Source organism: Aeromonas sp. S15(2024) (assembly GCF_041402265.1).
GTDB lineage: Bacteria > Pseudomonadota > Gammaproteobacteria > Enterobacterales > Aeromonadaceae > Aeromonas > Aeromonas dhakensis.
The window spans coordinates 783,795-805,598 of record NZ_JBGLQY010000001.1 but is presented as its reverse complement, the minus strand read 5'-3'; the positions used below and the strand labels follow the sequence as shown (position 1 = coordinate 805,598).

General features: G+C 59.8%; 22 protein-coding genes. 13 read left to right on the top strand and 9 right to left on the bottom strand.

Going from position 1 to position 21,804, the window contains the following annotated elements; translation table 11 throughout:
- Position 1: 1 nt before the first annotated feature.
- From tyrA to glpD, 4 genes are all read right to left on the bottom strand, one after another.
- Positions 2-1,141, bottom strand: a complete 1,140-nt coding sequence (gene tyrA / locus ACB033_RS03805; RefSeq protein ID WP_371140338.1) for a bifunctional chorismate mutase/prephenate dehydrogenase — start codon at positions 1,139-1,141, stop codon at positions 2-4.
- 70 nt (positions 1,142-1,211) lie between these two features.
- Positions 1,212-2,285 (bottom strand): 3-deoxy-7-phosphoheptulonate synthase, encoded by a 1,074-nt coding sequence (locus tag ACB033_RS03800; protein ID WP_043761614.1) that lies wholly within the window; start codon positions 2,283-2,285, stop codon positions 1,212-1,214.
- A gap of 319 nt (positions 2,286-2,604) precedes the next feature.
- Entirely contained in the window at positions 2,605-3,684 is a 1,080-nt protein-coding gene (gene glpQ, locus ACB033_RS03795; protein ID WP_019840494.1) for a glycerophosphodiester phosphodiesterase, read from the bottom strand.
- 99 nt (positions 3,685-3,783) lie between these two features.
- Positions 3,784-5,271: a glycerol-3-phosphate dehydrogenase gene (gene glpD / locus ACB033_RS03790; RefSeq protein ID WP_017781731.1), complete on the bottom strand. Its 1,488-nt coding sequence runs from the start codon at positions 5,269-5,271 to the stop codon at positions 3,784-3,786.
- 104 nt (positions 5,272-5,375) lie between these two features.
- On the opposite strand from glpD, the gene ACB033_RS03785 reads away from it, so the two are divergent.
- Positions 5,376-5,513 (top strand): hypothetical protein, encoded by a 138-nt coding sequence (locus tag ACB033_RS03785; RefSeq protein ID WP_201892144.1) that lies wholly within the window; start codon positions 5,376-5,378, stop codon positions 5,511-5,513.
- A 79-nt stretch (positions 5,514-5,592) separates the two neighbouring features.
- On the opposite strand, the gene ACB033_RS03780 is transcribed toward ACB033_RS03785, so the two are convergent.
- A complete protein-coding gene (locus ACB033_RS03780) occupies positions 5,593-6,351 on the bottom strand; it encodes a DeoR/GlpR family transcriptional regulator (protein ID WP_005299558.1) in 759 nt (252 codons plus the stop codon).
- A 101-nt stretch (positions 6,352-6,452) separates the two neighbouring features.
- Positions 6,453-7,808, bottom strand: a complete 1,356-nt coding sequence (gene glpT, locus ACB033_RS03775) for a glycerol-3-phosphate transporter (RefSeq protein ID WP_371140337.1) — start codon at positions 7,806-7,808, stop codon at positions 6,453-6,455.
- A gap of 487 nt (positions 7,809-8,295) precedes the next feature.
- Here glpT and ACB033_RS03770 point away from each other — a divergent pair, with 487 nt between their 5' ends.
- The 4 genes from ACB033_RS03770 (at position 8,296) to ACB033_RS03755 (ending at position 13,298) form a co-directional block, all read left to right on the top strand.
- Positions 8,296-9,144: an MIP/aquaporin family protein gene (locus tag ACB033_RS03770; protein ID WP_005299554.1), complete on the top strand. Its 849-nt coding sequence runs from the start codon at positions 8,296-8,298 to the stop codon at positions 9,142-9,144.
- 54 nt (positions 9,145-9,198) lie between these two features.
- Positions 9,199-10,701 (top strand): glycerol kinase GlpK, encoded by a 1,503-nt coding sequence (gene glpK / locus ACB033_RS03765; RefSeq protein WP_005299552.1) that lies wholly within the window; start codon positions 9,199-9,201, stop codon positions 10,699-10,701.
- Between the two features lie 197 nt (positions 10,702-10,898).
- On the top strand, positions 10,899-12,875 hold the full coding sequence (locus ACB033_RS03760) for a methyl-accepting chemotaxis protein (RefSeq protein WP_139725640.1): 1,977 nt from the start codon (positions 10,899-10,901) through the stop codon (positions 12,873-12,875).
- A gap of 186 nt (positions 12,876-13,061) precedes the next feature.
- Positions 13,062-13,298, top strand: a complete 237-nt coding sequence (locus tag ACB033_RS03755; RefSeq protein WP_117404065.1) for a hypothetical protein — start codon at positions 13,062-13,064, stop codon at positions 13,296-13,298.
- 92 nt (positions 13,299-13,390) lie between these two features.
- Here ACB033_RS03755 and ACB033_RS03750 read toward each other — a convergent pair whose 3' ends face one another.
- Entirely contained in the window at positions 13,391-14,293 is a 903-nt protein-coding gene (locus ACB033_RS03750) for a LysR substrate-binding domain-containing protein (RefSeq protein ID WP_005299545.1), read from the bottom strand.
- A 190-nt stretch (positions 14,294-14,483) separates the two neighbouring features.
- Here ACB033_RS03750 and ACB033_RS03745 point away from each other — a divergent pair, with 190 nt between their 5' ends.
- The 8 genes from ACB033_RS03745 to ACB033_RS03710 all read left to right on the top strand — a co-directional run bounded on the left by ACB033_RS03745 (position 14,484) and on the right by ACB033_RS03710 (position 20,355).
- Complete coding sequence (locus tag ACB033_RS03745; protein ID WP_324051923.1) at positions 14,484-14,870, top strand: DUF6404 family protein; 387 nt, start codon at positions 14,484-14,486, stop codon at positions 14,868-14,870.
- A 57-nt stretch (positions 14,871-14,927) separates the two neighbouring features.
- Positions 14,928-15,149 (top strand): hypothetical protein, encoded by a 222-nt coding sequence (locus ACB033_RS03740; RefSeq protein WP_156559979.1) that lies wholly within the window; start codon positions 14,928-14,930, stop codon positions 15,147-15,149.
- A 141-nt stretch (positions 15,150-15,290) separates the two neighbouring features.
- Positions 15,291-15,677: a DUF6404 family protein gene (locus ACB033_RS03735; protein WP_371140336.1), complete on the top strand. Its 387-nt coding sequence runs from the start codon at positions 15,291-15,293 to the stop codon at positions 15,675-15,677.
- Between the two features lie 20 nt (positions 15,678-15,697).
- Positions 15,698-16,063, top strand: a complete 366-nt coding sequence (locus ACB033_RS03730) for a VOC family protein (protein ID WP_024942200.1) — start codon at positions 15,698-15,700, stop codon at positions 16,061-16,063.
- A gap of 282 nt (positions 16,064-16,345) precedes the next feature.
- The gene (locus ACB033_RS03725; protein WP_157835336.1) at positions 16,346-17,317 is read left to right on the top strand and encodes a hypothetical protein; all 972 of its coding nucleotides are present in this window, start codon (positions 16,346-16,348) and stop codon (positions 17,315-17,317) included.
- Between the two features lie 130 nt (positions 17,318-17,447).
- Positions 17,448-17,744 (top strand): putative quinol monooxygenase, encoded by a 297-nt coding sequence (locus ACB033_RS03720; RefSeq protein ID WP_139725644.1) that lies wholly within the window; start codon positions 17,448-17,450, stop codon positions 17,742-17,744.
- A gap of 46 nt (positions 17,745-17,790) precedes the next feature.
- Complete coding sequence (gene dkgB / locus ACB033_RS03715) at positions 17,791-18,594, top strand: 2,5-didehydrogluconate reductase DkgB (protein WP_139430402.1); 804 nt, start codon at positions 17,791-17,793, stop codon at positions 18,592-18,594.
- 579 nt (positions 18,595-19,173) lie between these two features.
- Positions 19,174-20,355 carry an MFS transporter gene (locus tag ACB033_RS03710; protein ID WP_124250163.1) on the top strand — a complete coding sequence of 394 codons (1,182 nt, stop codon included), beginning with the start codon at positions 19,174-19,176 and terminating at the stop codon, positions 20,353-20,355.
- 79 nt (positions 20,356-20,434) lie between these two features.
- On the opposite strand, the gene ACB033_RS03705 is transcribed toward ACB033_RS03710, so the two are convergent.
- On the bottom strand, positions 20,435-21,040 hold the full coding sequence (locus tag ACB033_RS03705; RefSeq protein ID WP_010634390.1) for a DoxX family protein: 606 nt from the start codon (positions 21,038-21,040) through the stop codon (positions 20,435-20,437).
- Positions 21,037-21,780 carry a putative DNA-binding domain-containing protein gene (locus ACB033_RS03700; RefSeq protein WP_010634391.1) on the bottom strand — a complete coding sequence of 248 codons (744 nt, stop codon included), beginning with the start codon at positions 21,778-21,780 and terminating at the stop codon, positions 21,037-21,039. The genes ACB033_RS03705 and ACB033_RS03700 overlap by 4 nt, the downstream gene beginning before the upstream one ends.
- Positions 21,781-21,804 lie beyond the last annotated feature (24 nt).

Below are 21,804 nucleotides of genomic sequence, written 5' to 3'. Positions count from 1 at the left end.
GTCAGCCGTGATGACGACGATCGTTGGCCTGGGCCAGCAGGGTGCGACTCTCGCGCAGGAACTCGTCCGCCCGCTCGCCAAAGAAGCCCGAAACCTGGCTGAAGGCCTCGATGAAGCCCTCTCTGTCCCCCCGCTCCAGCAGCCCCAGCGCCTCGCCGAAGTTCTGGTAGTAGCGGCGGATCATCGCGAGGTTCTGCGGCGACGACAGAATGATGTCGGCGTAGAGGTGCGGATCCTGGGCGAACAGCCGTCCCACCATGGCCAGCTCCAGCCGGTAGATGGGGGAGCTTAAGTTAAGCAGGCGGTCGAGGTTGGCCTGCTCCCGGGAGAGGTGCCAGCCGTAGGCGAAGGTGGCGAAGTGGCGCAGCGCCTGGATGAAGGTCATCGCCTCGTCGTGTGCCCTGGCCTCCACCAGCTGCAGGCGGGCGCCCCAGATGGTCATCTGATCCAGCAGCCACTGGCTGGCTTCCCCGTCGCGCCCCTGACAGCAGACGATCACCTGCTTGGCGAGGCTCGCCACGTCCGGCCCGAACATGGGATGCAGCCCCAGCACGGGGCCCTTGTGGACCGCCAGCATGTGCTCGAGCGGCGCCGCCTTCACGCTGGTCACGTCCACCAGCAGGCAGTTCTCGGGCAGGTTGCCGAGCCGGTCGATCACCTGGCAGGTGACGTCGATGGGCACGGCCACCATCACCAGCCCGGCACCGCGCAGGATCTCGTCAGCCCGCGGCCAGTCGGCCTGACCCAGGGTCTCGACCCGGTAGCCCGAGAGACTGAACAGGTTGCCGAACAGGCGGCCGAGCTGACCCTGACCACCGATGATCACCACCTTGCCAAGGTCCGGCTTCATGCACTTGAAGTGGTGCTCCTTGTCGCTGGCAGACTCCAGGATATAGGACTCGCGCATCACACGGCGCAGCACGTCTTCGATGAGATCGCCGGGTACTCCCAGGACTTCTGCCTCCGCGCGGCGGCGGGCCAGCATGCTCGCCTCCCGATCCGGCGCGTAGATGGGCAGGCCGTGCCGGCTCTTCACTTCCCCCACTTCTCCCACCAGGGCGAGACGGGCAGCCAGCAGATCGATCAGCTGCTTGTCCACCGCATCTATCTTGTCCCTGAGGGCATTCAACTCTTCAGCCATGTCCAGTCCCTGCCGGCGCCGCCAGTGGCGGCGCCCTGTGAATCAATACGTTGCCACAAGATACCACGGCTTATGCCGATGTTCTGGCCAAAAGTGGTGCCGCCAGCTGGCTGTGGCAGCGGGCCAGCAGCGCGTCCGTGGTCTCCCAGTCGATGCAGGCATCGGTGATGGAGACGCCGTAGCGCATGTCGCACTTGGGCTGTTCGCTGGACTGGTTGCCCTCGAACAGGTTGGATTCGAGCATCACCCCGATGATGGAGCGGTTGCCCTCCTGGATCTGGTGAATCACGTTGTCGGCCACCTTGGGCTGCAGACGGTGGTCCTTGCTGGAGTTGCCGTGGCTGCAATCCACCACCAGGCCGGGCAGCAGGCCCGCTTTCTCCAGCGCCTCTTCCGCGAGCGACACATTGACCGAATCGTAGTTCGGGTGCTTGCCGCCGCGCAGGATCACGTGGCCATCCGGGTTGCCCTGGGTCTGCAGCAGCGCAACCTGGCCCTGCTGGTTGATCCCCATGAAGGCGTGGGGGCTGGAGGCCGCCTGCAACGCATTGATGGCGGTACCCAGGTTGCCGTCGGTGCCGTTCTTGAAGCCGACCGGCATGGAGAGGCCGGACGCCATCTCCCTGTGGGTCTGGGATTCGGTGGTGCGGGCACCGATGGCCGACCAGGAGAAGAGCTCCGCCAGGTATTGGGGGCTGATGGGATCCAGCGCCTCGGTGGCCAGGGGCAGCTCCAGCTCGGCGAGCCAGCAGAGCAGCTCGCGGGCCCGGTGCAGCCCCAGCTCCACATCGAAGGTGCCGTCCAGGTTCGGGTCGTTGATAAAGCCCTTCCAGCCGACCGTGGTGCGTGGCTTCTCAAAGTAGACCCGCATGACAATGTAGAGAGAATCCTGATAGGCATCATGCAGCGCTTTGAGTCTGGTTGCGTACTCTTTGGCGGCGTCCATGTCGTGGATGGAGCAGGGACCACAGATCACCAGCAGACGGTGATCGCGACGATGGATGATGTCGGCGATGGTGTTGCGGGCCCCTTGCACGAATGCCAGCGCACGATCGGAGATGGGCAGTTTCTCCTTGAGCTGGGCAGGCGTGATCATCACTTGTTCGGACTGGATATGGATGTTGTTCAGGGGATCTCTTTGCATGTTCTCATTCTCTCTACTGTTTCAAGCCAACTGCGCCGACCGTTCAATTTTGTTTACACAAGTCAGCACTTTGTTACGCAACCGCCCCCACCTTACCAATTAAAAACAAACAATCAAGTGAAACTAGCGGACTTATTCGCTGACAGATGGATAAATGACCACAAAAGAGACCCTTTCGGCCAGAAAGTAGTGCTCGCCACATGCTCAAAACACCAAAATCGTAAACTTATGGTTACACCCTTACTGATTTCCCTTGCCAGCAGACATAAAAAAGCGGGGCACCTGGCCCCGCTTGCATTCCCGTGTTGCTCTTCTTTTATTATTTGCCGTGAGTCTTGATCACCTCGACCGCCTTGTCGGGGAAGTCGCTGAACACGCCATCCACATCGGCCTGATAGAGGAAGATGTTCAGCAGATCGGTGAAGTCTTTCGCATAGGCCGGGATCTGGCCCTCATCCTGACGGAAGGTATAGGGATGCACCTTGAGACCGGCCGCATGGGCCTCTTTCACCATGCCGGTGAAGGTCGGCTTGCCCAGGGTACCCGGCTCCGGCACTATCATCGGCTTCCAGGGGCCGATCCCCTCGGCGTAAGCGGCGATCTCCTTCATGGCGCCCGGCTTGAACATCCAGTCATAGTTGTAGGGGGTCGCCTTGCCCTTGGCATCGTAGACCATGGTCTCGTTCCAGTCGGTCTCGGCCATCAGCTGCACCAGCTTGAGATCCATCCCCATGGCAGGCATCAGCTCGCTGTTGATGCGCTTGAGCTCGTTGGTATCGAAACACTGCAGATAGACCTTGTCGTTCTTGCTGGTGTAGCCGTACTCCTTCAGCACCTTGAGCACCGCCTTGGAGATGTCCTTGCCTTCGTGGCGGAACAGCCAGGGGGCTTTTATCTCCGGGTAGATGCCGATGTTCTTGCCGGTGCTCTTGTTGAGCCCCTGGATCATCTCGATCTCTTCCTGGAAGGTGTGGATCTTGAAGCTGGACTTCCACAGCGGGAAGCGGGCCGGATAGACGGGCACCTGCTTGCCGTCCACCAGCTGGAACGGCTCGGTCATGCGCAGGGAGCGCACCTCGTCCAGGGTGAAATCCACCACATAGTAGCGACCATCCGGGCGAGCCCGGCCGGGGAAGCGCTCGGCCACGTCCGTGATGCCATCGAGGAAGTGATCGTGCATCACCACCAGCTGGTCATCCTTGGTCATCACCAGATCCTGCTCCAGATAGTCGGCCCCCATGCCGTAGGCCAATGCCTTGGACTCCAGGGTGTGCTCGGGCAGGTAGCCGGAGGCGCCCCGGTGAGCGATCACGATTTTGCCTTCATCGGCGGCCAGCGCGGGCAATGCCAGGGCAGCACCCAGACCAAGGGCAATCAGGGAGCGAGTATGTTTTTTCATGCGCGGTGCTCTTTGTTATTGTTTATGGGATGTAGGTTATTGTTATAACAGAGGTTTATTGCAGTTTTACGGCGGGCTGCCGAGGCCGCCCGCAGGGGTTCAGCTCGCTTTTGGCAGGGCGTGGTGGTGTTCGCTCAGCCAGGCAGCCAGTTGCTGCTGCTCGGCGTCGGAGAGGCGCAGCCCCAGCTTGCTGCGGCGCCACAGAATGTCTTCCAGGCTGCAGGCCCACTCCCGCTCGATAAGGTAGCGCACCTCGGCTTCGTACAGACCGGCACCAAAGTGCTGACCACGGGGCTCCTTGAGCCAGAGGCGGGCATGGGCACCATAGGCCTCGGCAATGCGCAGGGCGCTGCGATCATCGAGCCAGTCGAACTCCAGCGCAAAGGCGCGCGCCAGTTCGCGCACCGAGCAGTCGAACTCGCCACCGGGCAACCGGCTGTTGGCGGTCCAGTCATCCCCCATCTGGCTGAACCAGGGCTTGAGCTTGTTGCAGGCAGCCTGGGCCAGCTTGCGGTAGGTGGTGAGCTTGCCGCCGAACACCGACAAGAGCGGCGCACCGTCGGATTCCCCACTGAGCTCCAGCGTGTAGTCACGGGTCACCGCCTGCGGTGAATCGGATTCGTCGTCGCACAGGGGGCGCACCCCGGCGTAGGTCCAGATCACGTCTTTGGGGGCGATCTGGCGGGTGAAGTGGGCGTTGACCACCTTGCACAGGTAGTTGATCTCGGCGTCGCTGATCTTGGCTTCGCGCGGGCTGCCCTTGTGCTCCACGTCAGTGGTGCCAATCAGCGAGTAGTCCTGCTGATAAGGGATGACGAAGACGATGCGGTTGTCCTCGTTTTGCAGGATGTAGGCCTCTTCGCGCTCATGGATGCGCGGCACTATCATGTGGCTGCCCTTGATGAGGCGAATGCCGCGCGGGGATTTCTCGTGCAGGCTCTCGTCATAGAAGGTCTTCACCCAGGGGCCGGCCGCATTGACCAGGCCGCGGCAGGTGACATTGAACTGCTCGCCCCCTTCCCGCTCCAGAGTCAGGGTCCAGTGTTTGGAGCCGCGCACCGCCTTGACGCAGCGGGTGCGGGTCTGCACGTCGGCGCCCTTGTCGCGCGCCATCATGGCGTTGAGCACCACCAGCCGGGCGTCGTCGACCCAGGCGTCCGAGTACTCGAACCCCTTGCTGATACCAGCGGTGAGGCCATCCTGTGGCAGGAAGCGCACGCCGCAGCTGCCCTTGAGCTTGTCGCGCTTGGCCAGGTTGTCATAGAGGAAGAGGCCAGCGCGGATCATCCAGGCCGGGCGCAGGTGCGGGCGATGGGGCAGGCGAAAACGCATGGGGCGAGCGATGTGAGGGGCCATGCCGAGCAGCACTTCCCGCTCCGCCAGCGCCTCTTTCACCAGCCGGAATTCGTAGTGTTCGAGATAGCGCAGACCGCCGTGGATCAGCTTGCTGGAGTTGGAAGAGGTGGCAGAGGCGAGATCGCGCGCCTCGAACAGGGCAACCTTCAGACCCCGCCCTGCCGCATCAGCCGCAATGCCTACCCCGTTGATGCCGCCGCCGACGACGACCAGATCATAATGTTCGCTCATGTTCACCTACTTTCTTATTTTGATCTTGCGAAACCGTCGCAATGTTTGATTTCGCTCATATTAGAGCATGAAAAAATGATAAACGAACATTTTATGGAGAAAATGTGATCGCGATTGTTTTGGCAATGCTAAAAATGCTGCCGGGCGGTGATAAAGCGGCAGGGCATGGGGAAAACGGGGGCAAGGCTGTGAGCGAGTTCGCGCTTTTCGGAGAGATCAGCGCGGTATCGGCAGTGGGATGAGGGCGAGCAGAAAGGCGGGAGGCTGAAAACGAAGCGGCCGCCCGATGGCGGCCTGATGCTGGAGCGGATTAACGGCGACTCAGCAGATGTGACACTCGATCTGATGCTGGGACATCAGCCGCATCAGCTTCTCCGGCGGCTCCTGATCGGTGAACAGGGCGTGGATCTGGCTGAGGTTGCCGAGGTTGACCATGGCGTTGCGGCCAAACTTGGTGTGGTCGGCGGCCAGGAACACCTGACGGGAGTGGGCGATGATGGCCTGGGCGATCTTCACCTCGTGGTAGTCAAAATCGAGCAGTGAGCCGTCGCTGTCGATGCCAGAGATGCCGATGACGCCATAGTCCATCCGAAACTGGCCGATGAAGTCGCGAGTCGCCTCCCCCACGATGCCACCGTCCCGATTGCGAATTTCGCCGCCGGCGATGATGACGGTGAAGTCATCCTTGGCGGTGAGGATGCTGGCCACGTTGAGGTTGTTGGTGACCACGCGCAACTCGCGGTGATCGAGCAGGGCGCGGGCGATGGCTTCGGTGGTGGTGCCGATGTCGATGAACAGCGACGAACCGTCGGGGATGTTGGCGGCCACTTCCCGGGCGATGCGCTCTTTCTCCTTGAGCTGCATCACCTTGCGGGCGCTGTAGGCGGTGTTGACGGTACTCGAATGCAGGGAGGCCCCGCCATGGTGGCGCCGGATCTTGTTCTGTTCGGCAAGATCGTTGAGATCCCGGCGAATGGTCTGGGGGCTGACGTCAAAATGGGTCACCAGATCCTCGGTCGAGACAAAGCCCTGCCGCGTCAGGACGTCCAGGATCTCCAGATGTCGTTGGGTTTGCTTCACGCTTGAACTCCGATGATGAGACGAAAAAAGGCCCCGGCAGATGCGGGGCCTTGGGCAGTTTACCTGATCCCTTTTCCAATCGATAAGGGCAGGATCACGTTTTATGCCTTATGAACAGCAGCCTTGGCGGCAATCGACTCGTTCTCGTGCTTGAGGGTCATCGCCAGCAGCACGATGGAGAGCAAGCAGGAGGCAGTCAGCACCATGAAGCCACCGTCCCAGCCGAAGTGGTCAACGGTGTAACCCAACATGGCGTTGGCCGCGACCGCGCCACCCAGGTAACCGAACAGACCAGTGAAGCCCGCCGCGGTACCGGCCGCCTTCTTCGGCGCCAGCTCCAGGGCATAGAGGCCGATCAGCATGACGGGACCGTAGATGAGGAAGCCGATGGCCACCAGAGCCATCATGTCGATGGTCGGGTTGCCGGCCGGGTTGAACCAGTAAACCAGCACGGAAAGGGTCACCAGCACCATGAACAGGATACCGGCCGGAGCGCGGCGGCCCTGGAACATCTTGTCGGAGATCCAGCCGCACAGCAGGGTGCCCGGAATACCGGCCCACTCATAGAGGAAGTACGCCCAGGAGGACTTGTCGACGCTGAAGTCCTTGGCCTCTTTCAGGTAGGTGGGCGCCCAGTCCAGCACACCGTAGCGAATGAGGTAGACGAAGGCGTTGGCGATCGCGATGTACCACAGCAGCTTGTTGTGCAGCACGTACTTCATGAAGATTTCCTTGGCGGAAAACTCCTGCTCGTGGCTCTCGTTGTAATCCTTCGGATAGTCGTTCTTGAACTCTTCGATGGGCGGCAGACCGACCGATTGCGGGGTGTCACGCATCACGAAGAAGGCGATCACCGCGATGGCGGCAGCCGCGGCGGCCGGCACGTAGAAGGCACTGCGCCAGTCGTTGAACCAGCCCATCCCCAGAATGAACAGCGGGCCTATCATGCCGCCACCCACGTTGTGGGCCACGTTCCAGACCGAGACGATTTCGCCCCGCTCTTTTTGCGACCACCAGTGCACCATGGTGCGACCGCAGGGCGGCCAGCCCATGCCCTGTGCCCAGCCGTTCAGGAACAGCAGCACGAACATGATGGCGATGCTGGAGGTGGCCCAGTGCATGGTCCCCATCATGAACATGATACCGGCCGACAGCAGCAGACCGGCGGAGAGGAAGTAACGGGCGTTGGAGCGGTCCGACACGTTCCCCATCAGGAACTTGGAGAGACCGTAGGCGATGGAGACGCCGGACAGGGCCAGGCCCAGATCACCGCGGGAGAAGCCCTGCTCGATGAGATAAGGCATCGCCAGACTGAAGTTTTTCCGTACCAGGTAGTAACCGGCATAACCGAAGAAGATCCCGAAGAACACCTGCCAACGCATGCGTTTGTAGAAGGGGTCGACCTTGTCGGCCGGGAGCCTGTCTATGTGTGGTGCAGGCCTGAAGAGACTAAGCATGTTCTGCTTCCTTATTGTTGTTGTGGGCGGTTGAGGGTGCCCTGTCCATGCTGACCAATCAGAGGAGTCCCGATTCGAAAGCGAGCCTATTGTGCTCATATGTGAACATTTAATCTGTGATGCAGTCGGAAATATTGCAGTTTTATTACAAAAGAAAGTGTCAGATGAGTAATCACTCATCAGTCGCAATCCCTTGTGTAGCAAGGCTTTTGGATACCCACTAAGTGGTATAACCACGGTATCAACTTGCTTTCCGTCACATTTTCTTAGCAATGAGTGGGATCTTGTCCACATTTCCTGCGGGGAGGGAGTGGTGAATGGTCGATTTCGGTTTATTTTCTCTCTCGTCCGATAACGAGCGCAAACGAGCATAACGTTTGCGTCAGCTCAAAAAACAAGAAGAAACGTTTTCGGGCGCAACAATGGGAATGAAAAACAACAAAACGGAACATCAAACCTACTCTGGGTGGATATAAGGAATAACGGTATGAGCATACAAAGACCCAATACCCTGCTTGGCGAGTGCATCGCCGAGTTTATCGGAACCGGCCTGCTGATCTTCTTCGGCGTCGGTTGCGTGGCCGCACTGGTGCTGGCCGGTGCCAACTTCGGGCAATGGGAAATCTCCATTACCTGGGGTCTGGGCGTCGCCATCGCCATCTATGTGACCGGCGGCATCTCAGGTGCCCACCTCAACCCTGCGGTCACCCTGGCGCTGATGACCTTCTGCGGGTTCGACAAACGCAAGGTGGTGCCCTACATCATCGCCCAGGTGGCTGGCGCCTTCTGCTTCGCGGCGCTGGTCTACTTCCTCTATGGTAACCTTTTCAGCCAGTGGGAAGTGACCCACAACGTGGTGCGCGGCAGCGTCGAGAGCCTCGGCACCGCCGGCATCTTCTCTACCTACCCGAATGCCCTGCTCTCCAACATGCAGGCCTTCACCGTCGAGCTGGTGATCACCGCCGTGCTGATGCTGGGCATCATGGCACTGGGTGACAACAACAACGGCGCCCCCAAAGGCTTCGCCGCCGCCCTGCTGATCGGTATCCTGATCGCGGTGATCGGCGCCTCCCTTGGCCCGTTAACCGGTTTTGCCATGAACCCGGCTCGTGACTTTGGCCCCAAACTGTTCGCATTCCTGGCCGGCTGGGGTGACGTGGCCCTGACCGGTGGTCGTGACAACCCCTACTTCTGGGTTCCCATCCTCGGCCCCATCGTCGGCGCCCAGATTGGTACCGCCCTCTATGTGAAAGTGTTGGCCCCCTGTGTGCCGGGCAACCGTGTTGCCGCCACCGAGCAAGCTGCCCAAACCGCCAAAGAAGAGGCCGCCGCCTAAGAGCGGCCCTCCCCAACGTGTAAAAACGTGGAAAATAAAAACGTGGAGAACATCATGTCTGCTGAAAAGAAATATGTCGTCGCTCTGGACCAGGGTACCACCTCCTCCCGCGCCATCGTGTTTGACCAGGACGCCAACATAGTCGGTACCTCCCAGCGCGAATTCACCCAGCACTACCCGAAAGCGGGCTGGGTAGAGCACGACCCGATGGAGATCTGGGCGACCCAGTCCTCCGTTTTCACCGAAGTGCTGGCCAAGACTGGCCTGCGCAGCGAAGAGATCGCCGCTATCGGCATCACCAACCAGCGTGAAACCACAGTGGTATGGGAAAAGGCCACCGGCAAACCCATCTACAACGCCATCGTCTGGCAGTGCCGCCGTACCGCGGCCATCTGTGAAGAGCTCAAGGCCCGTGGCCTGGAAGAGTACGTGCGTGAAAACACCGGTCTGGTGCTGGATGCCTACTTCTCCGGCACCAAGGTGAAGTGGATCCTCGACAACGTCGAAGGGGCCCGCGAGAAGGCCATGAACGGCGAGCTGCTGTTCGGCACCATCGACACCTGGCTAGTGTGGAAGATGACCAACGGTGAAGTGCACGTCACCGACCCGACCAACGCCTCCCGTACCATGCTCTACAACATCCGCGACCTGAAGTGGGATCAGCGCATGCTGGACGAGCTGGGCATCCCTGCCTCCATGCTGCCGGAAGTGAAGCCCTCCTCCGAGGTGTATGGCTACACCACCCGTGGCGGCGGCTCCCGTATCCCTATCGCCGGTATCGCCGGTGACCAGCAGTCTGCCCTGTTCGGCCAGCTCTGCTTCGAGAAAGGGATGGCCAAGAACACCTATGGCACCGGCTGCTTCATGCTGATGAACACCGGCACCGAGCCGGTTCGCTCCAGCAACGGTCTGCTGACCACGGTCGCCATCGGCCCGAAAGGGGAAGTGAATTATGCCCTCGAGGGTGCGGTATTCATGGGCGGCGCCACCATCCAGTGGCTGCGCGACGAGCTCAAGATCATTCACGATGCCCGCGACACCGACTACTTCGCCTCCAAGGTGGGCGACACCAACGGCGTCTACCTGGTACCGGCCTTCGTTGGTCTGGGCGCCCCCTACTGGGATCCGTATGCTCGCGGCACCATGGTCGGCCTGACCCGCGGTGCCAACCGCAACCACATCATCCGTGCCGCGCTGGAATCCATCGCCTACCAGAGCCGCGATGTGCTGGATGCCATGCAGCAGGACTCCGGCATCAAGCTGGCGGCCCTCAAGGTGGACGGTGGCGCGGTAGCCAACGACTTCCTGATGCAGTTCCAGGCCGACATGATGCACACCCCTGTGGTGCGTCCGACCCGGATCGAGACCACCGCCATGGGCGCCGCCTTCCTGGCCGGCCTTGCCGTCGGCTTCTGGAAGAGCTCGGAAGAGCTGGAAGACAAGTTCAGCGTGGACCGTGAGTTCATCCCGCAGATGGACCGCGACGATCGCGCCAAACGCTACAACGGCTGGAAGAAGGCAGTCGAGCGTTCACGCCGCTGGGCCGAAGAGGAGTGATCGGGCAACCGATATCCTTGAAATAAAAACTGAAGGGGCCGACAGCAATGTCGGCCTTTTGTTTTATGGCCTGCCGGCCCCCTGCCAGCCGCCCCTGCCTTGATGACGATTTCATGTCAGCCATTCTCAATTGAGCTATCTATCTATAATCATCTCTTGGGTCGCATATGCGACCTTATTTAATACAGGAGAGCGTTATGGAGCGGGCGATACACCTTGTTAGATTGCAATCACTCTGGTCGGGGCTCGGGATCCGCAGCCGGATCCTGCTCGGAGTAGCCATCCTGATGATCATTGCCATCAGCTGCATCACCCTGATCCTGGAGCAGATCTCCCACGACCAGGCACAGCAGCGGGTGGAACGCTATGAATTGCCAAGCAGCGTGGAGCGCATCGCCAACCAGCTGACCGCCGAACTGACCCAGCACCTGACCGAAGCCGAGGCACTGGCCGGCAACAGCTTTGTCATCGACTGGTTGAGCCAGGAGATGCCCGCCGAGCAGTGGCCGGTCATGGAGCGCTACTTTCTGGCACTGCAGCAACGCATCGGGGGCAATGTGTTTATCGCGCCGCGCCAGAGCGCCACCCTGCTCAACTTCAGCAACGGCACCACGGCCCAGAAGAGACTGAGCGCATCGGACCCCAAAGACGAGTGGTTTTACGGCTTTCTGAAACGGGGCAAGCCCTACGAGCTGAACCTCGACATCTCCGACTTTGACAAGCGCGCCTCCCTCTATATCAATACCGCCGTCACGGCAGGGGGCAAGACTCTGGCGGTGGCCGGTACCTCCATCGACATGAGCGCACTGCGCAAACTCATCAGCAGCTACCGGATAGGCAAGAGCGGGCAGGTCTATCTGGCCGACATGGAGGGTCATATCGAGATCCACCCAGAGCAGGAGCTCAAAGAGGCTGCCCACCATCAGAGCGCCTTCCTCGACACCGTCAGGGCGCTGATCCCGGCAGCCAGAGAACAGGTCGCGGTCCAGGCCCTCACGCTTGGGAAAGAGACCTATCTGATCGCCGTGCGCTACATTCCGGCACTCAATCGCCTGCTGATAGGCGAGATCAATGCAGCCGAACTGGAGGAGGGACGCAGCGAATCCCGCCGGCTTATCATCATGGTGTCGCTGGCTATCGGCGGGCTCGCCATGCTGGCCTCCGCCTGGCTCGCCCACTCCATCAGCCGCCCCATTCGCCAGGCTGCCGACGGCATGCACCACATCACCGCCGATCGGGATCTGGCGACCCGCCTCGACTTCTCGGATCAGTCGGAGCTGGGCCAGATGGCGCAGAGCTTCAACCGCTTGATCCAGAGCCTGAACCAGAGTTTCTCCCGCTTCCAGCAGTCAGGCAGCGCCCTCTCGGCCCAGTCCTCCCAATCCCTGCATCAGGCTCAGGCCCTGGCAGGAGAGGCCTGCCAGCAGGCCCAGAGCATCCAGGAGCTGAGCAATGTGGTCGCCCTCATCGGTGACAATGCCGAGCAGATTGCCGGTCGTTCGGAAGGGGTCAATGAGGTGACCCACCGCATCGCCGACCACATGCTCGCCATCGAGCGGGACGTCAGTCAGAGCGCCCAGCAGCTCGACACCCTGCGCAGCAGCATCGGCAGCTCCTCCGCCCTGCTCGAAGAGGTGGTCAAGGACAGCAACAACATCACCCAGATCATGAACCTCATCCGTGACGTCTCGAACCAGACCAACCTGCTGGCGCTCAATGCCGCCATCGAGGCGGCGCGGGCGGGCGAGATGGGGCGCGGCTTTGCCGTGGTGGCCGACGAGGTGCGCCAGCTGGCAGTGCGCACCCAGACCGCCACCAAGGATGTGCAGGATCTCATCCTGCGCTTGCAGGAGGGTACCCGCCAGGCCAGCGGCTCCATGGCTGACTCCCGCACCCTGAGTGAAGAGAGCCATGACCGCATGCATCAGGCCAGGGCGGTATTGATGGATGCCAGCCGCCAGATCAAGCAGACCGCCCTCGAGATAAACGAGATCAGCGCGCTGGCCCAGGCGCAGGATCAGCAGATGGGACAAGCCAGAGCGGCGCTGGACGAGCTGGCCATGGTGGCCGAGCACCAGCGCGAACATGCAGAGGAGAGCAATGCCGCCAGTCGCGAGCTGTTCGAACTGGCCAAGGCGATAGATGAGCAGATCCGCCAATACCGGATCGGTTGAACCGCCGTCGGTCAGACAAGACGCCACCCTGGGGTGGCGTTTTCATTTTGCGAACGATTTTGCATCACTCCCGAAACGGGAATGGCACGCACATACACAACCGATTGATAAGTAACACGAAAAAATTTGGAACGGCCATTGCTAGTCATCGTTGAGTCATATCAGACGCAACCCAGGGACATCGCCATGAAGCCGACCACCACTCACACCCCCGCCGCCCAAACCTGTGTCATCCACAAGGCGGCGCTGACCCCCCGTGAAGGCACCTTGCTGATGATGGTTGCCCAGTTGCTGGTGCTCACCTGCATCGTCCTGGCCGCCACCCTGGCTGAGCTCCCCTGGTATGGGACGCTGTTGCTGGCCGTGCCGCCTGCCATCGGTGGCGCTCTGCTCAGCCGGGTATGGGGCAGATTGCCCCGCTAAGCCCTCCCCACCTTCCCCGGCAGACGGCCGCCCCTTGAGGCGGCCGTCTGCTTATCCGGTGCAGCCCCTGCCCTCTTCACCCAGCCGCGGGATCACAGGGCATGGCTTCCCAGCTGCTCCTTGAGGAAATCGAGCCAGACCCGCAGCCGGATGTCGCGCTGGGCATCGGAGTAGAAGACCGCATTGATGGGGCGCGAGGCGCCGCTGTTGCTGCGGGCCAGCACCTCCACCAGGGCCCCGCTCGTCCGATCCGGCCCGGTCATGAAATCCGACAGACAGACGATCCCCTGCCCTCGCAGCGCCAGCTGGCGCAGGGTTTCACCGCTGCTGGCGCGCAGGGTCGGGGTGATGGGAAAGCGATCCCCCTGCTCCTGGCTCAAGAGCGGCCAGTGGTTGAGGTGATCGGGGTGCAAAAAGCCGAGCAGCTCGTGCCCGCTCAGCAGATCCGCCGGCTGGCGCGGGGTGCCGTGCTCGCGCAAATAGTCGGGGGACGCCAGCAGCCGCAGTCGCGAGCGGCCCAGCGGCAGCGCCCGCAGAGAAGAATCTGTCAGTTCGCCGATGCGGATGGCCATGTCCACCCGCCGCTCCATCAGGTTGATAAAGCCCTCGGAGCTGTGCAGTTGCAGCTCGATGGCGGGATAACGGCGGCGAAACTCGCCGATGATGGGCACCAGCCGGTGCAGGATGAAAGGAGTGGCGGCATCGACCCGCAATACCCCCTCCGGCTGCTCGCGGCGCATCAGCAGCAGCCCCTCCGCCTCGCTCATCTCGGTCAGGATCTTCACCGCCCGCTGATAGAACCAGCCCCCCTCCTCGGTCAGGCTGACCCGCCTCGTGGTGCGATTGAGCAGCACGGTGGCGAGCTTCTCCTCGAGCCGCTTGATGCCGCGGCTCACCACCGAATTGTCCATGCCGAGGTTCTCCGCCGCCTGGCGAAAACTACCCGCCTCCACCACCGCCACAAACAAGGTCAGTTCATCAGAATGGGTCTTCATTGCTGCAATCCAGACAAGAGTAATGGGCCTTTATAGGCGTGTTGTCCTTGGGTTGGCAAGGGCGCTCTGGCAGCCGTGCCGGTATTTCAGGGAGAAAAATCCAGATATGAGCGCTATCCCTCAACCTGCTTAATCCGTAGAATGCCGCAAAAAAGCACCATATGACGCCGCTACGATATAAGGCAAATCAATGACATTTGAAGAACGGCTGACCATCGCCCATCAGACTCTGGCTGACCAAGGCATCAAGGAATCCGACTACAACCCATGGGGGTTCAAGCTGCTGCGCAAACTCGGCTGCACCGTCAAGCCACCTTATTACGCGGGCTGGCTGGTCAATTTTCTTTATGCCAGCCTCAGTATCGCGCCGATCTGGGGTCTGATTATGTGGACGTTCGTTTGGCACCCAGAGGGAAGATCCTTCGTATCATCCTTGTTCAGCACAGCTCTATTCGCTGGTCTGTTTGGTCTCGTTACCTCAATCAGGCTCTGGCAAAGGCGCAGGCAGCTTGATTTGACCCCATGGGAACAGCTAGCACGCCAACCCATCCGTGAAAGCGCGGCAGGAAAAGGCTGAAACCCCGCCGCAAATTGGCACCAGATGTAATACAGGCTACAGATACGGACCCCCACCTTGCCCGATTTCGTCAAATTCATGATCAGTTTTTCAGTTAACTGCTTCATTCAAACCGCAATTTGTCTTGTGGTTCTCACCTACCGGCTGTTCCGCCACCATAATGGCAACTGGCGCAGCTATCGACGCAGCCGGGATCCTCTCCCTCTCTTCATCTCCATTTTACTTGGCATGGTGGTCGCAAGAAGGCTTCATCCAGCCATCATGGCGGCCCTGGCGTGATGGGGTAACCGCTTCCTGAGATGGTCAGGCCGTCACGACAAGGAGATAACGTGACGGCACGCTCACATGCCACTCGGGGTTTGCCAGTAGAATGCGGCAACCCGGCATCGTATGGCACCAAAGACCTCAAGGAAAAACATCATGGAATTCGAACGTAGACTGGCGGCTGCCCACCGGGAGCTGGCAGAGAAGGGCGTGCAGACGCTCAACTACAACCCGCCGATCACCTGGCTGCTGCGAAAGGCGGGGTTCACCATCAGGCCGCCCCACTACGAACGCTTTCTGGTCAATGTCCTTGCTCTGGGGATTCCCACTGGCGCTATCTGGGGGGTGTTGATGTGGTTCTTCGGCTGGCAACATGAGGTGAGCCCGGCATTTGCCCTGCGCCAGAGCCTGCTGTTCGGCATAGGGGTCGGTCTGCTGATGGCATGTTGGCTCTGGTTTCGGCGCAAGCAGCTCAAGCTGACCCCTTGGGACGCTTTGCCCCACTCCACGATCCGCACGCAAAAACGCTGGCAACCGAAATAATCACCGACAAGGAAATCCTCATGACCAGGGCCCATGAAAAACTGAACTATGTGGAGTTTGCGGCCAGGGATCTTGCCGCCACCAAGGCCTTCTTTCAGGCCGCTTTCGGCTGGCAATTTGCCGATTATGGCCCCGATTACTGCGCCTTCGAGGGAGAAGGGCTGGATGGCGGCTTCTATCGCGCAGACCTCTGCAGCCAGAGTGCGCAAGGCGGCGCCCTGCTGGTGTTCTACAGTGCCGATATTGTCGCAACCCAGACCAAGGTGACCAGCGCAGGGGGCACCATAGTTCGCCCCCTGTTCGACTTTCCCGGTGGCCGCCGCTTTCACTTCGTCGAGCCCAGCGGCAATGAATTTGCGGTCTGGTCGGAGCCGGCCAGCGCCTGATGGCAAAAGGGCGCCCTGCTGGTGTTCTATAGCCCCATATTGCTGAGACCCAGAGCAAGGTAGCTAGCGCGGGGGCACCATAGTTAGTGTCCCTGTTCGATTTTCCCGCTGGCTGCAGCTTCCACTTTGTTGAACCCCGAAAAATGAATTTGCAGTCTGGTCTGGGCCAGACTGCATCTAACCCCTATGGGGAAGCAAGTCAGCATTTTTCAGCTGCTTATTCTATGCGATATCATGCTATTATATTTCGGCGCTAGGACTATTACAGGATAACACTGAAAAATGATGTTCCCGACAGAATTTGAGCGTTCTCATGAATTGTGTTTATATATTCACGATGTCATGGTGGAATTTATTAAGTCTGGGGAGATGCATGATGTTTTCAATCAGTCTATAAATATAAATGAAGAAGAAGTTTCTTCTTTAGAAAAGACCGACCAACATATCTTGGATTGGCTTGAAGAAAATAACAGAAGTGAGCAAAGAAATTTAGTAATACGAACTGTTGTGCTGCCAGCAGTCTTATCCGACATGTTACATTGTATTTTTGAATGCCTATCTACATCCAAAAAAGGTAAAATGGCAGTTTCCTTTATGTTGTTGCGAAAACCATTACAGGAAAGCTTATATCTGCTTGAGTCAATGGCGATAGATAAAAATTCATTTGTAGAGCATTTATCTAAAAACCCATTATTTCTCAGACCTAAAAATGGAGGTGGGCCAGTAGGCCATGCTCAACGAATAGACATTGTTTTAGATAAGATGGGGTTAAGGGAAATATTCAGCAGTCAATATATTTCTGAATTACGGTATGACAAAAAGAGCTATGATAGCTTCGATAGAGTTTGTAATCATGCGATGCATCTTTTTACCGAACACTCATCGATAAAAACAGATTTACTGAACATAAATTTTATTTTTTCAGGTGTTGAACAAATTTATAGTCAGCAACGATATTTATACACAAGGCTTCCATATTTACTTTATTATATATATTGCCTTTTTGAATATGTTGCTAGCGATATTGCACCAACGACTTCAGAATATGTTGAAAATATCAACCGTAGAATATCCGCATATTTTCTAATGGCCTACATCGATATGGATAATGAATTTATTACTGATGAGATACATAGACTAGCTAATCTTTTTAGGTATTCATTACAAATAGATCAGACACAATCGTTGAACTCATCCTCAATTATCAAAAGACTTGTTCATATAGCAGAAACAGGGTCACTAATGACAAATTAAGATAATCAGTCATAAAAAATCTCACTACCGCGATTGCTGCTCTCCCTTCAATACTGTTTTGTGGCCAGCGCCCTGTTTCCTGTGATAGACGGCGGGCATACTGACCCTTCGTTTTTGCAAGGAGGTTCAGATGTCATCCCCCGTGATTGTGATTGCCCAGCTTGAAGCCAAACCCGAATTCGCCGCCCAGTTTCGTGCCGCCCTGGACCCCTTGATCGCGGCCACCTTGCAGGAGGCTGGCTGCCTGCGCTACCAGTTGCATCAGGATTTGGACAATCCCCACAGCTGGATGCTCTACGAGGTATGGGAGAGCGATGCCGCCCTTACCGCCCATCAGGGCCAACCCCATTTCACCAAGTTTGTCACCACGGCCGAGCCCTGGTTTGCCGGCAGCACCATTCGCCGCTATCAACCAGTGGACGCCTGATGTGCCGCGCCGCCGAGCGCATTTTTACAACCCATTTGAGGAATAAATGATGAAGATGCCCAACCTGGGTCTTGGTACCTTTCGCCTGACCGGCCAACCCTTGCGCGACTCCCTGCTGCAGGGGCTCGAGCTTGGCTACCGCCATATCGATACCGCCCAGATCTACGCCAACGAGGCCGAAGTGGGCCAGCTGATGCGCGAGAGCGGCGTGCCCCGCCAGGATATCTACCTGACCACCAAGGTGTGGACCAGCGAGTTCGGCCCGGGCAAGGTGATCCCGAGCCTGGAGGTGAGCCTGGAAAAACTGGGCACCGACTATCTGGATCTGGCGCTGATCCACTGGCCCTCCCCCAGGGATGAGGTGCCGATGACGGTCTATCTGGAGCAGCTGGCCGAGGCCAAGGCCCGGGGTCTGACCCGCGAGATCGGGGTCTCCAACTTTACCGTGGCCCAGCTCAAACAGGCCATCGAGATCCTGGGGCCGGGCGCCATCGCCCACCAGCAGGTGGAGATCCACCCGCTGCTGCAAAACCGCAAGGTGGTGGAGTTCTGCAAGGATCACGGCATCGCCATCACCGCCTATATGCCGCTGGCCTATGGCAAGGTGCTCACCGAGCCGCTGCTGATGGAAATTGGCCAGCGCCACGGCGCCTCGGCGGCCCAGGTGTCGCTGGCCTGGCTGCTGGCCCAGGGCATGACGGTGATCCCGAGCTCCACCAAGCGGGAGAACCTGGCCGCCAACCTGGCGGCGCTGAAGGTCACGCTCACAGCCGAGGAGATGGCCGCCATCGCGACCCTGGAGCGGGGCGAGCGCTGCGCCAACCCGGACTTTGCGCCAGATTGGGATTAAACGGGAGTGGAGCCATGGCCTCTCGCTTAGGCGGCGGATAGCGGCAACCCGCACGAGCCTATTGCAACCACGGGCTATCCCCTCTCCCTGTGGGAGAGGGTCAGGGTGAGGGCAAGCTCCTCTTTTTAGGTCATCAGGCCTTCAACCAGATAGCCCCCTCATCCCCAACCCTTCTCCCGCAAGGGGAGAAGGGAGCAAAGAAAACCCGACAACATCGACGAGAACCTGAGCGGGAGGCATCATGCCTCCCGCTTTTTTGTCTCCAACACCGCGCCACAGCCGCCCGTGCCGATCTCCCAGCGCCTTCCCTCAACCCTTTGTTTCTTAACTATTTCCTCTTTTCTCGTTGTCCTGGCTCGCTATGCACGGATTGCTGCCATGCGCGTTGTCTCTGCCCCCACCTCGTGCGCTACCAGTTGTACTTGCCGCGTTGCCTCAGCCACTCCAGCAACCCCATTTCACGGCGCATTGCTGCTGATTTGGCAAAAGTAATTTGATGTCGCCGTCATTTTTGCCAACAAACCACCTCGGCATACTGGCGCCATTCTCCCGTCGGGAGTCCCTATCCAAGGAGTTGTTATGCCACTGGCGTTGTTTGCCCTTACCTTAAGTGCCTTTGCGATCGGCACCACCGAATTCGTGATCGTGGGGCTCATCCCCACAATCGCCGAGCAGCTCAATGTCTCGCTCCCCTCGGCGGGCCTGTTGGTCAGCCTCTATGCCCTTGGCGTGGCCATCGGCGCCCCCGTACTCACGGCACTCACCGGCAAGGTGCCGCGCAAGTGGCTGCTGGTGGGGCTGATGGCGCTCTTTACCGCCGGCAACCTGCTCGCCTGGCAGGCCCCCGGTTACGAGAGCCTGATCCTGGCCCGCATCCTGACCGGGCTGGCCCACGGGGTCTTCTTCTCGGTGGGCAGCACCATCGCCACGGGTCTTGTGGCCAAAGAGAAAGCGGCCAGCGCCATCGCCATCATGTTCAGCGGCCTCACCATAGCGCTGGTGACCGGCGTCCCGCTCGGCACCTGGATTGGTCAGGTCTTCGGCTGGCGCGACACCTTTCTGGTGGTGAGCCTGCTGGGCCTGGTCGCCATGGTGGGCAGCCTGCTGCTGATCCCCAATAACCTGCCCAAGGGGGCGGCCTCGACCATCCGCGAGCAGCTCTCGGTGCTGACCAAAAAGCCGCTGCTGCTGGTCTACGCCAAGACAGCGCTCGGTTACGGCGGCGCCTTCACCGCCTTTACCTTCCTCGCCCCCATCTTGCAGCAAGTGAGCGGCTTTAGCGCCGGCGCAGTGAGCCTCATCCTGCTGGTGTACGGGGTATCGGTCGCCGTCGGCAATATCTGGGGCGGCAAGCTGGCCGACAAGATGGGCCCCCTGCCTGCGTTGAAGCTGCTGTTTGCTGGTCTCGCATTGGTGCTGCTGGTGCTCACCTTCACCGCGCCACACCCGGTGCTGGCGGTGCTGACCGTGCTGGTGTGGGGCGCCTTTGCCTTTGGCAACGTACCGGGCCTGCAGGTGCTGGTGGTGAAACAGGCCGAGCAGCACACGCCGAGGGCGGTGGATGTGGCCTCCGGCCTCAATATCGCCGCCTTCAACGTCGGCATCGCGCTGGGATCCGTGGTCGGTGGCCTGGTGGTGGAGCACCTCGGCCTGATGCATACCCCCTGGATCGGCGCGCTGATCGTTCTGCTGGCCTATGGCCTCACCCATGTCAGCGAGCGGCAAGCCGCCCGGATGGCACAGGCCTGCCCCCAGTACTGAAACCGCAGGCCTTTGTTCTGCAAAATAAAAACGAGCGGCTGATGCCGCTCGTCTCGCTTTCACGCTCTGTTTATTTTTGTTATGCCGCTTGCGGCCCGGCCTTGCCCGTCACGGCGCGTGCCAGCCAGTAGTCGAGGCTGACGTAGCGACCGCCGCCGTACACCAGCAGTACCAGCAGCATCACGAAGTAGGTGGCGGCAAACTCCATCCCGTTGTTGAGCATCACGGGATCCCCAAGCTCGGTGATGTAGTTGTAACGACCGGGGAAGTTGGCGGCCAGCCACTCGATAAAGCCGTTGAGGCGCAATGTCGCCTCCATGCTGCCGGTGGCGATGGCATCCCAGCCGTGCTTCCAGTGCACCATGGCGCTCGCCACGCTCATCAGGAAGATGGTCGGAATGGCCATGACCCGGGTAAAGAGACCAAGGGCGATGCAGATGCAGCCCAGCACCTCGGTGCCCGCCGCCAGAAAGGCGAGCAGGGTCGGGAACGGCAGGTTGAGCCCCCCTTCCGAGGCTGGCGCGCCAAACCAGGCGACCGTGCCGGCAAACCCCACCACCTTGGAGTGGGCCCCCACATAGATGACCGGGATGAGGTAGAGGCGAATGGCCAGCAGGGCCAGAAAATCGAGCCGCTTGCACTGGGCCACGGCCCGCTCGTACCAATGGATAAGGGTATTGTTCATGGGATGTCTCCTTGGAAAGGGGGTACCTGACGTTCAATGGATATGGGTTCTATGGATGGCGGTTGAGTGGCCAGCAGGCCGAGCCGGTGAAAATGGCGGGCCCACCCCAGCAGATCAAAACCGCTGCGATAGTGGTGCACCTGGGCGGCCAACCCGGCCACACTGACCCCTTGCTGCTGCCCAAGCAGCTGCAGCAGGGCCACATCGAATTCGCGCAGCGCCTGGCTGACCAGCTGATGGGCGGGGCAGCGAAACAGGGCGCAGAGCTCGGGAGTCTGACCGGCCGCCACCACCCGCCCCTGCTGGATCACAAAGGGCAGCGTCAGCAACTGCAGGGTGGGGTTGAGCCAGAGCTGGCTGCCCATCTCCACCGCTTCCCCTGCAAGCGGGCGCGGCACCTGCGCGTCGTCAATCTCGACGCACAGGCAGGCCCACTCATACTCCAGCAGCGCCAGCCGCAGCCCGGGCCAGTTGAGCCAACCCTCACCCTGGCCAAGCTGCACATGGCGCACCAACTCGGTGGCAATCTGGTGAAAGGCGGGCTCGATCGCGCCATGGTGGGCGACGAAACCATTCACCAGCGCATCGCGCTCAGCCGGCGTCAGGTGGTTCAGGGTGAGCGCGAAGGTACTCTCCAGCACCGCCTCGACATTGGCCCGCACACTGCGCACATAGTGGGGGGCGAGTTCGGCTGCCGACTCTCGTATGCAACCGGCCAGCCACTCGGTCTGCTGCCACAACCGGGGCGGGACCGCTGCGGCAGG

Coding starts and splice junctions, on each gene's coding strand:
- tyrA (WP_371140338.1), bottom strand. CDS start 1,141: ATGGCTGAAGAGTTGAATGCCCTCAGGGACAAGATAGATGCGGTGGAC.
- ACB033_RS03800 (WP_043761614.1), bottom strand. CDS start 2,285: ATGCAAAGAGATCCCCTGAACAACATCCATATCCAGTCCGAACAAGTG.
- glpQ (WP_019840494.1), bottom strand. CDS start 3,684: ATGAAAAAACATACTCGCTCCCTGATTGCCCTTGGTCTGGGTGCTGCC.
- glpD (WP_017781731.1), bottom strand. CDS start 5,271: ATGAGCGAACATTATGATCTGGTCGTCGTCGGCGGCGGCATCAACGGG.
- glpT (WP_371140337.1), bottom strand. CDS start 7,808: ATGCTTAGTCTCTTCAGGCCTGCACCACACATAGACAGGCTCCCGGCC.
- ACB033_RS03770 (WP_005299554.1), top strand. CDS start 8,296: ATGAGCATACAAAGACCCAATACCCTGCTTGGCGAGTGCATCGCCGAG.
- glpK (WP_005299552.1), top strand. CDS start 9,199: ATGTCTGCTGAAAAGAAATATGTCGTCGCTCTGGACCAGGGTACCACC.
- ACB033_RS03760 (WP_139725640.1), top strand. CDS start 10,899: ATGGAGCGGGCGATACACCTTGTTAGATTGCAATCACTCTGGTCGGGG.
- ACB033_RS03755 (WP_117404065.1), top strand. CDS start 13,062: ATGAAGCCGACCACCACTCACACCCCCGCCGCCCAAACCTGTGTCATC.
- ACB033_RS03750 (WP_005299545.1), bottom strand. CDS start 14,293: ATGAAGACCCATTCTGATGAACTGACCTTGTTTGTGGCGGTGGTGGAG.
- ACB033_RS03745 (WP_324051923.1), top strand. CDS start 14,484: ATGACATTTGAAGAACGGCTGACCATCGCCCATCAGACTCTGGCTGAC.
- ACB033_RS03735 (WP_371140336.1), top strand. CDS start 15,291: ATGGAATTCGAACGTAGACTGGCGGCTGCCCACCGGGAGCTGGCAGAG.
- ACB033_RS03730 (WP_024942200.1), top strand. CDS start 15,698: ATGACCAGGGCCCATGAAAAACTGAACTATGTGGAGTTTGCGGCCAGG.
- ACB033_RS03725 (WP_157835336.1), top strand. CDS start 16,346: ATGATGTTCCCGACAGAATTTGAGCGTTCTCATGAATTGTGTTTATAT.
- ACB033_RS03720 (WP_139725644.1), top strand. CDS start 17,448: ATGTCATCCCCCGTGATTGTGATTGCCCAGCTTGAAGCCAAACCCGAA.
- dkgB (WP_139430402.1), top strand. CDS start 17,791: ATGATGAAGATGCCCAACCTGGGTCTTGGTACCTTTCGCCTGACCGGC.
- ACB033_RS03710 (WP_124250163.1), top strand. CDS start 19,174: ATGCCACTGGCGTTGTTTGCCCTTACCTTAAGTGCCTTTGCGATCGGC.
- ACB033_RS03705 (WP_010634390.1), bottom strand. CDS start 21,040: ATGAACAATACCCTTATCCATTGGTACGAGCGGGCCGTGGCCCAGTGC.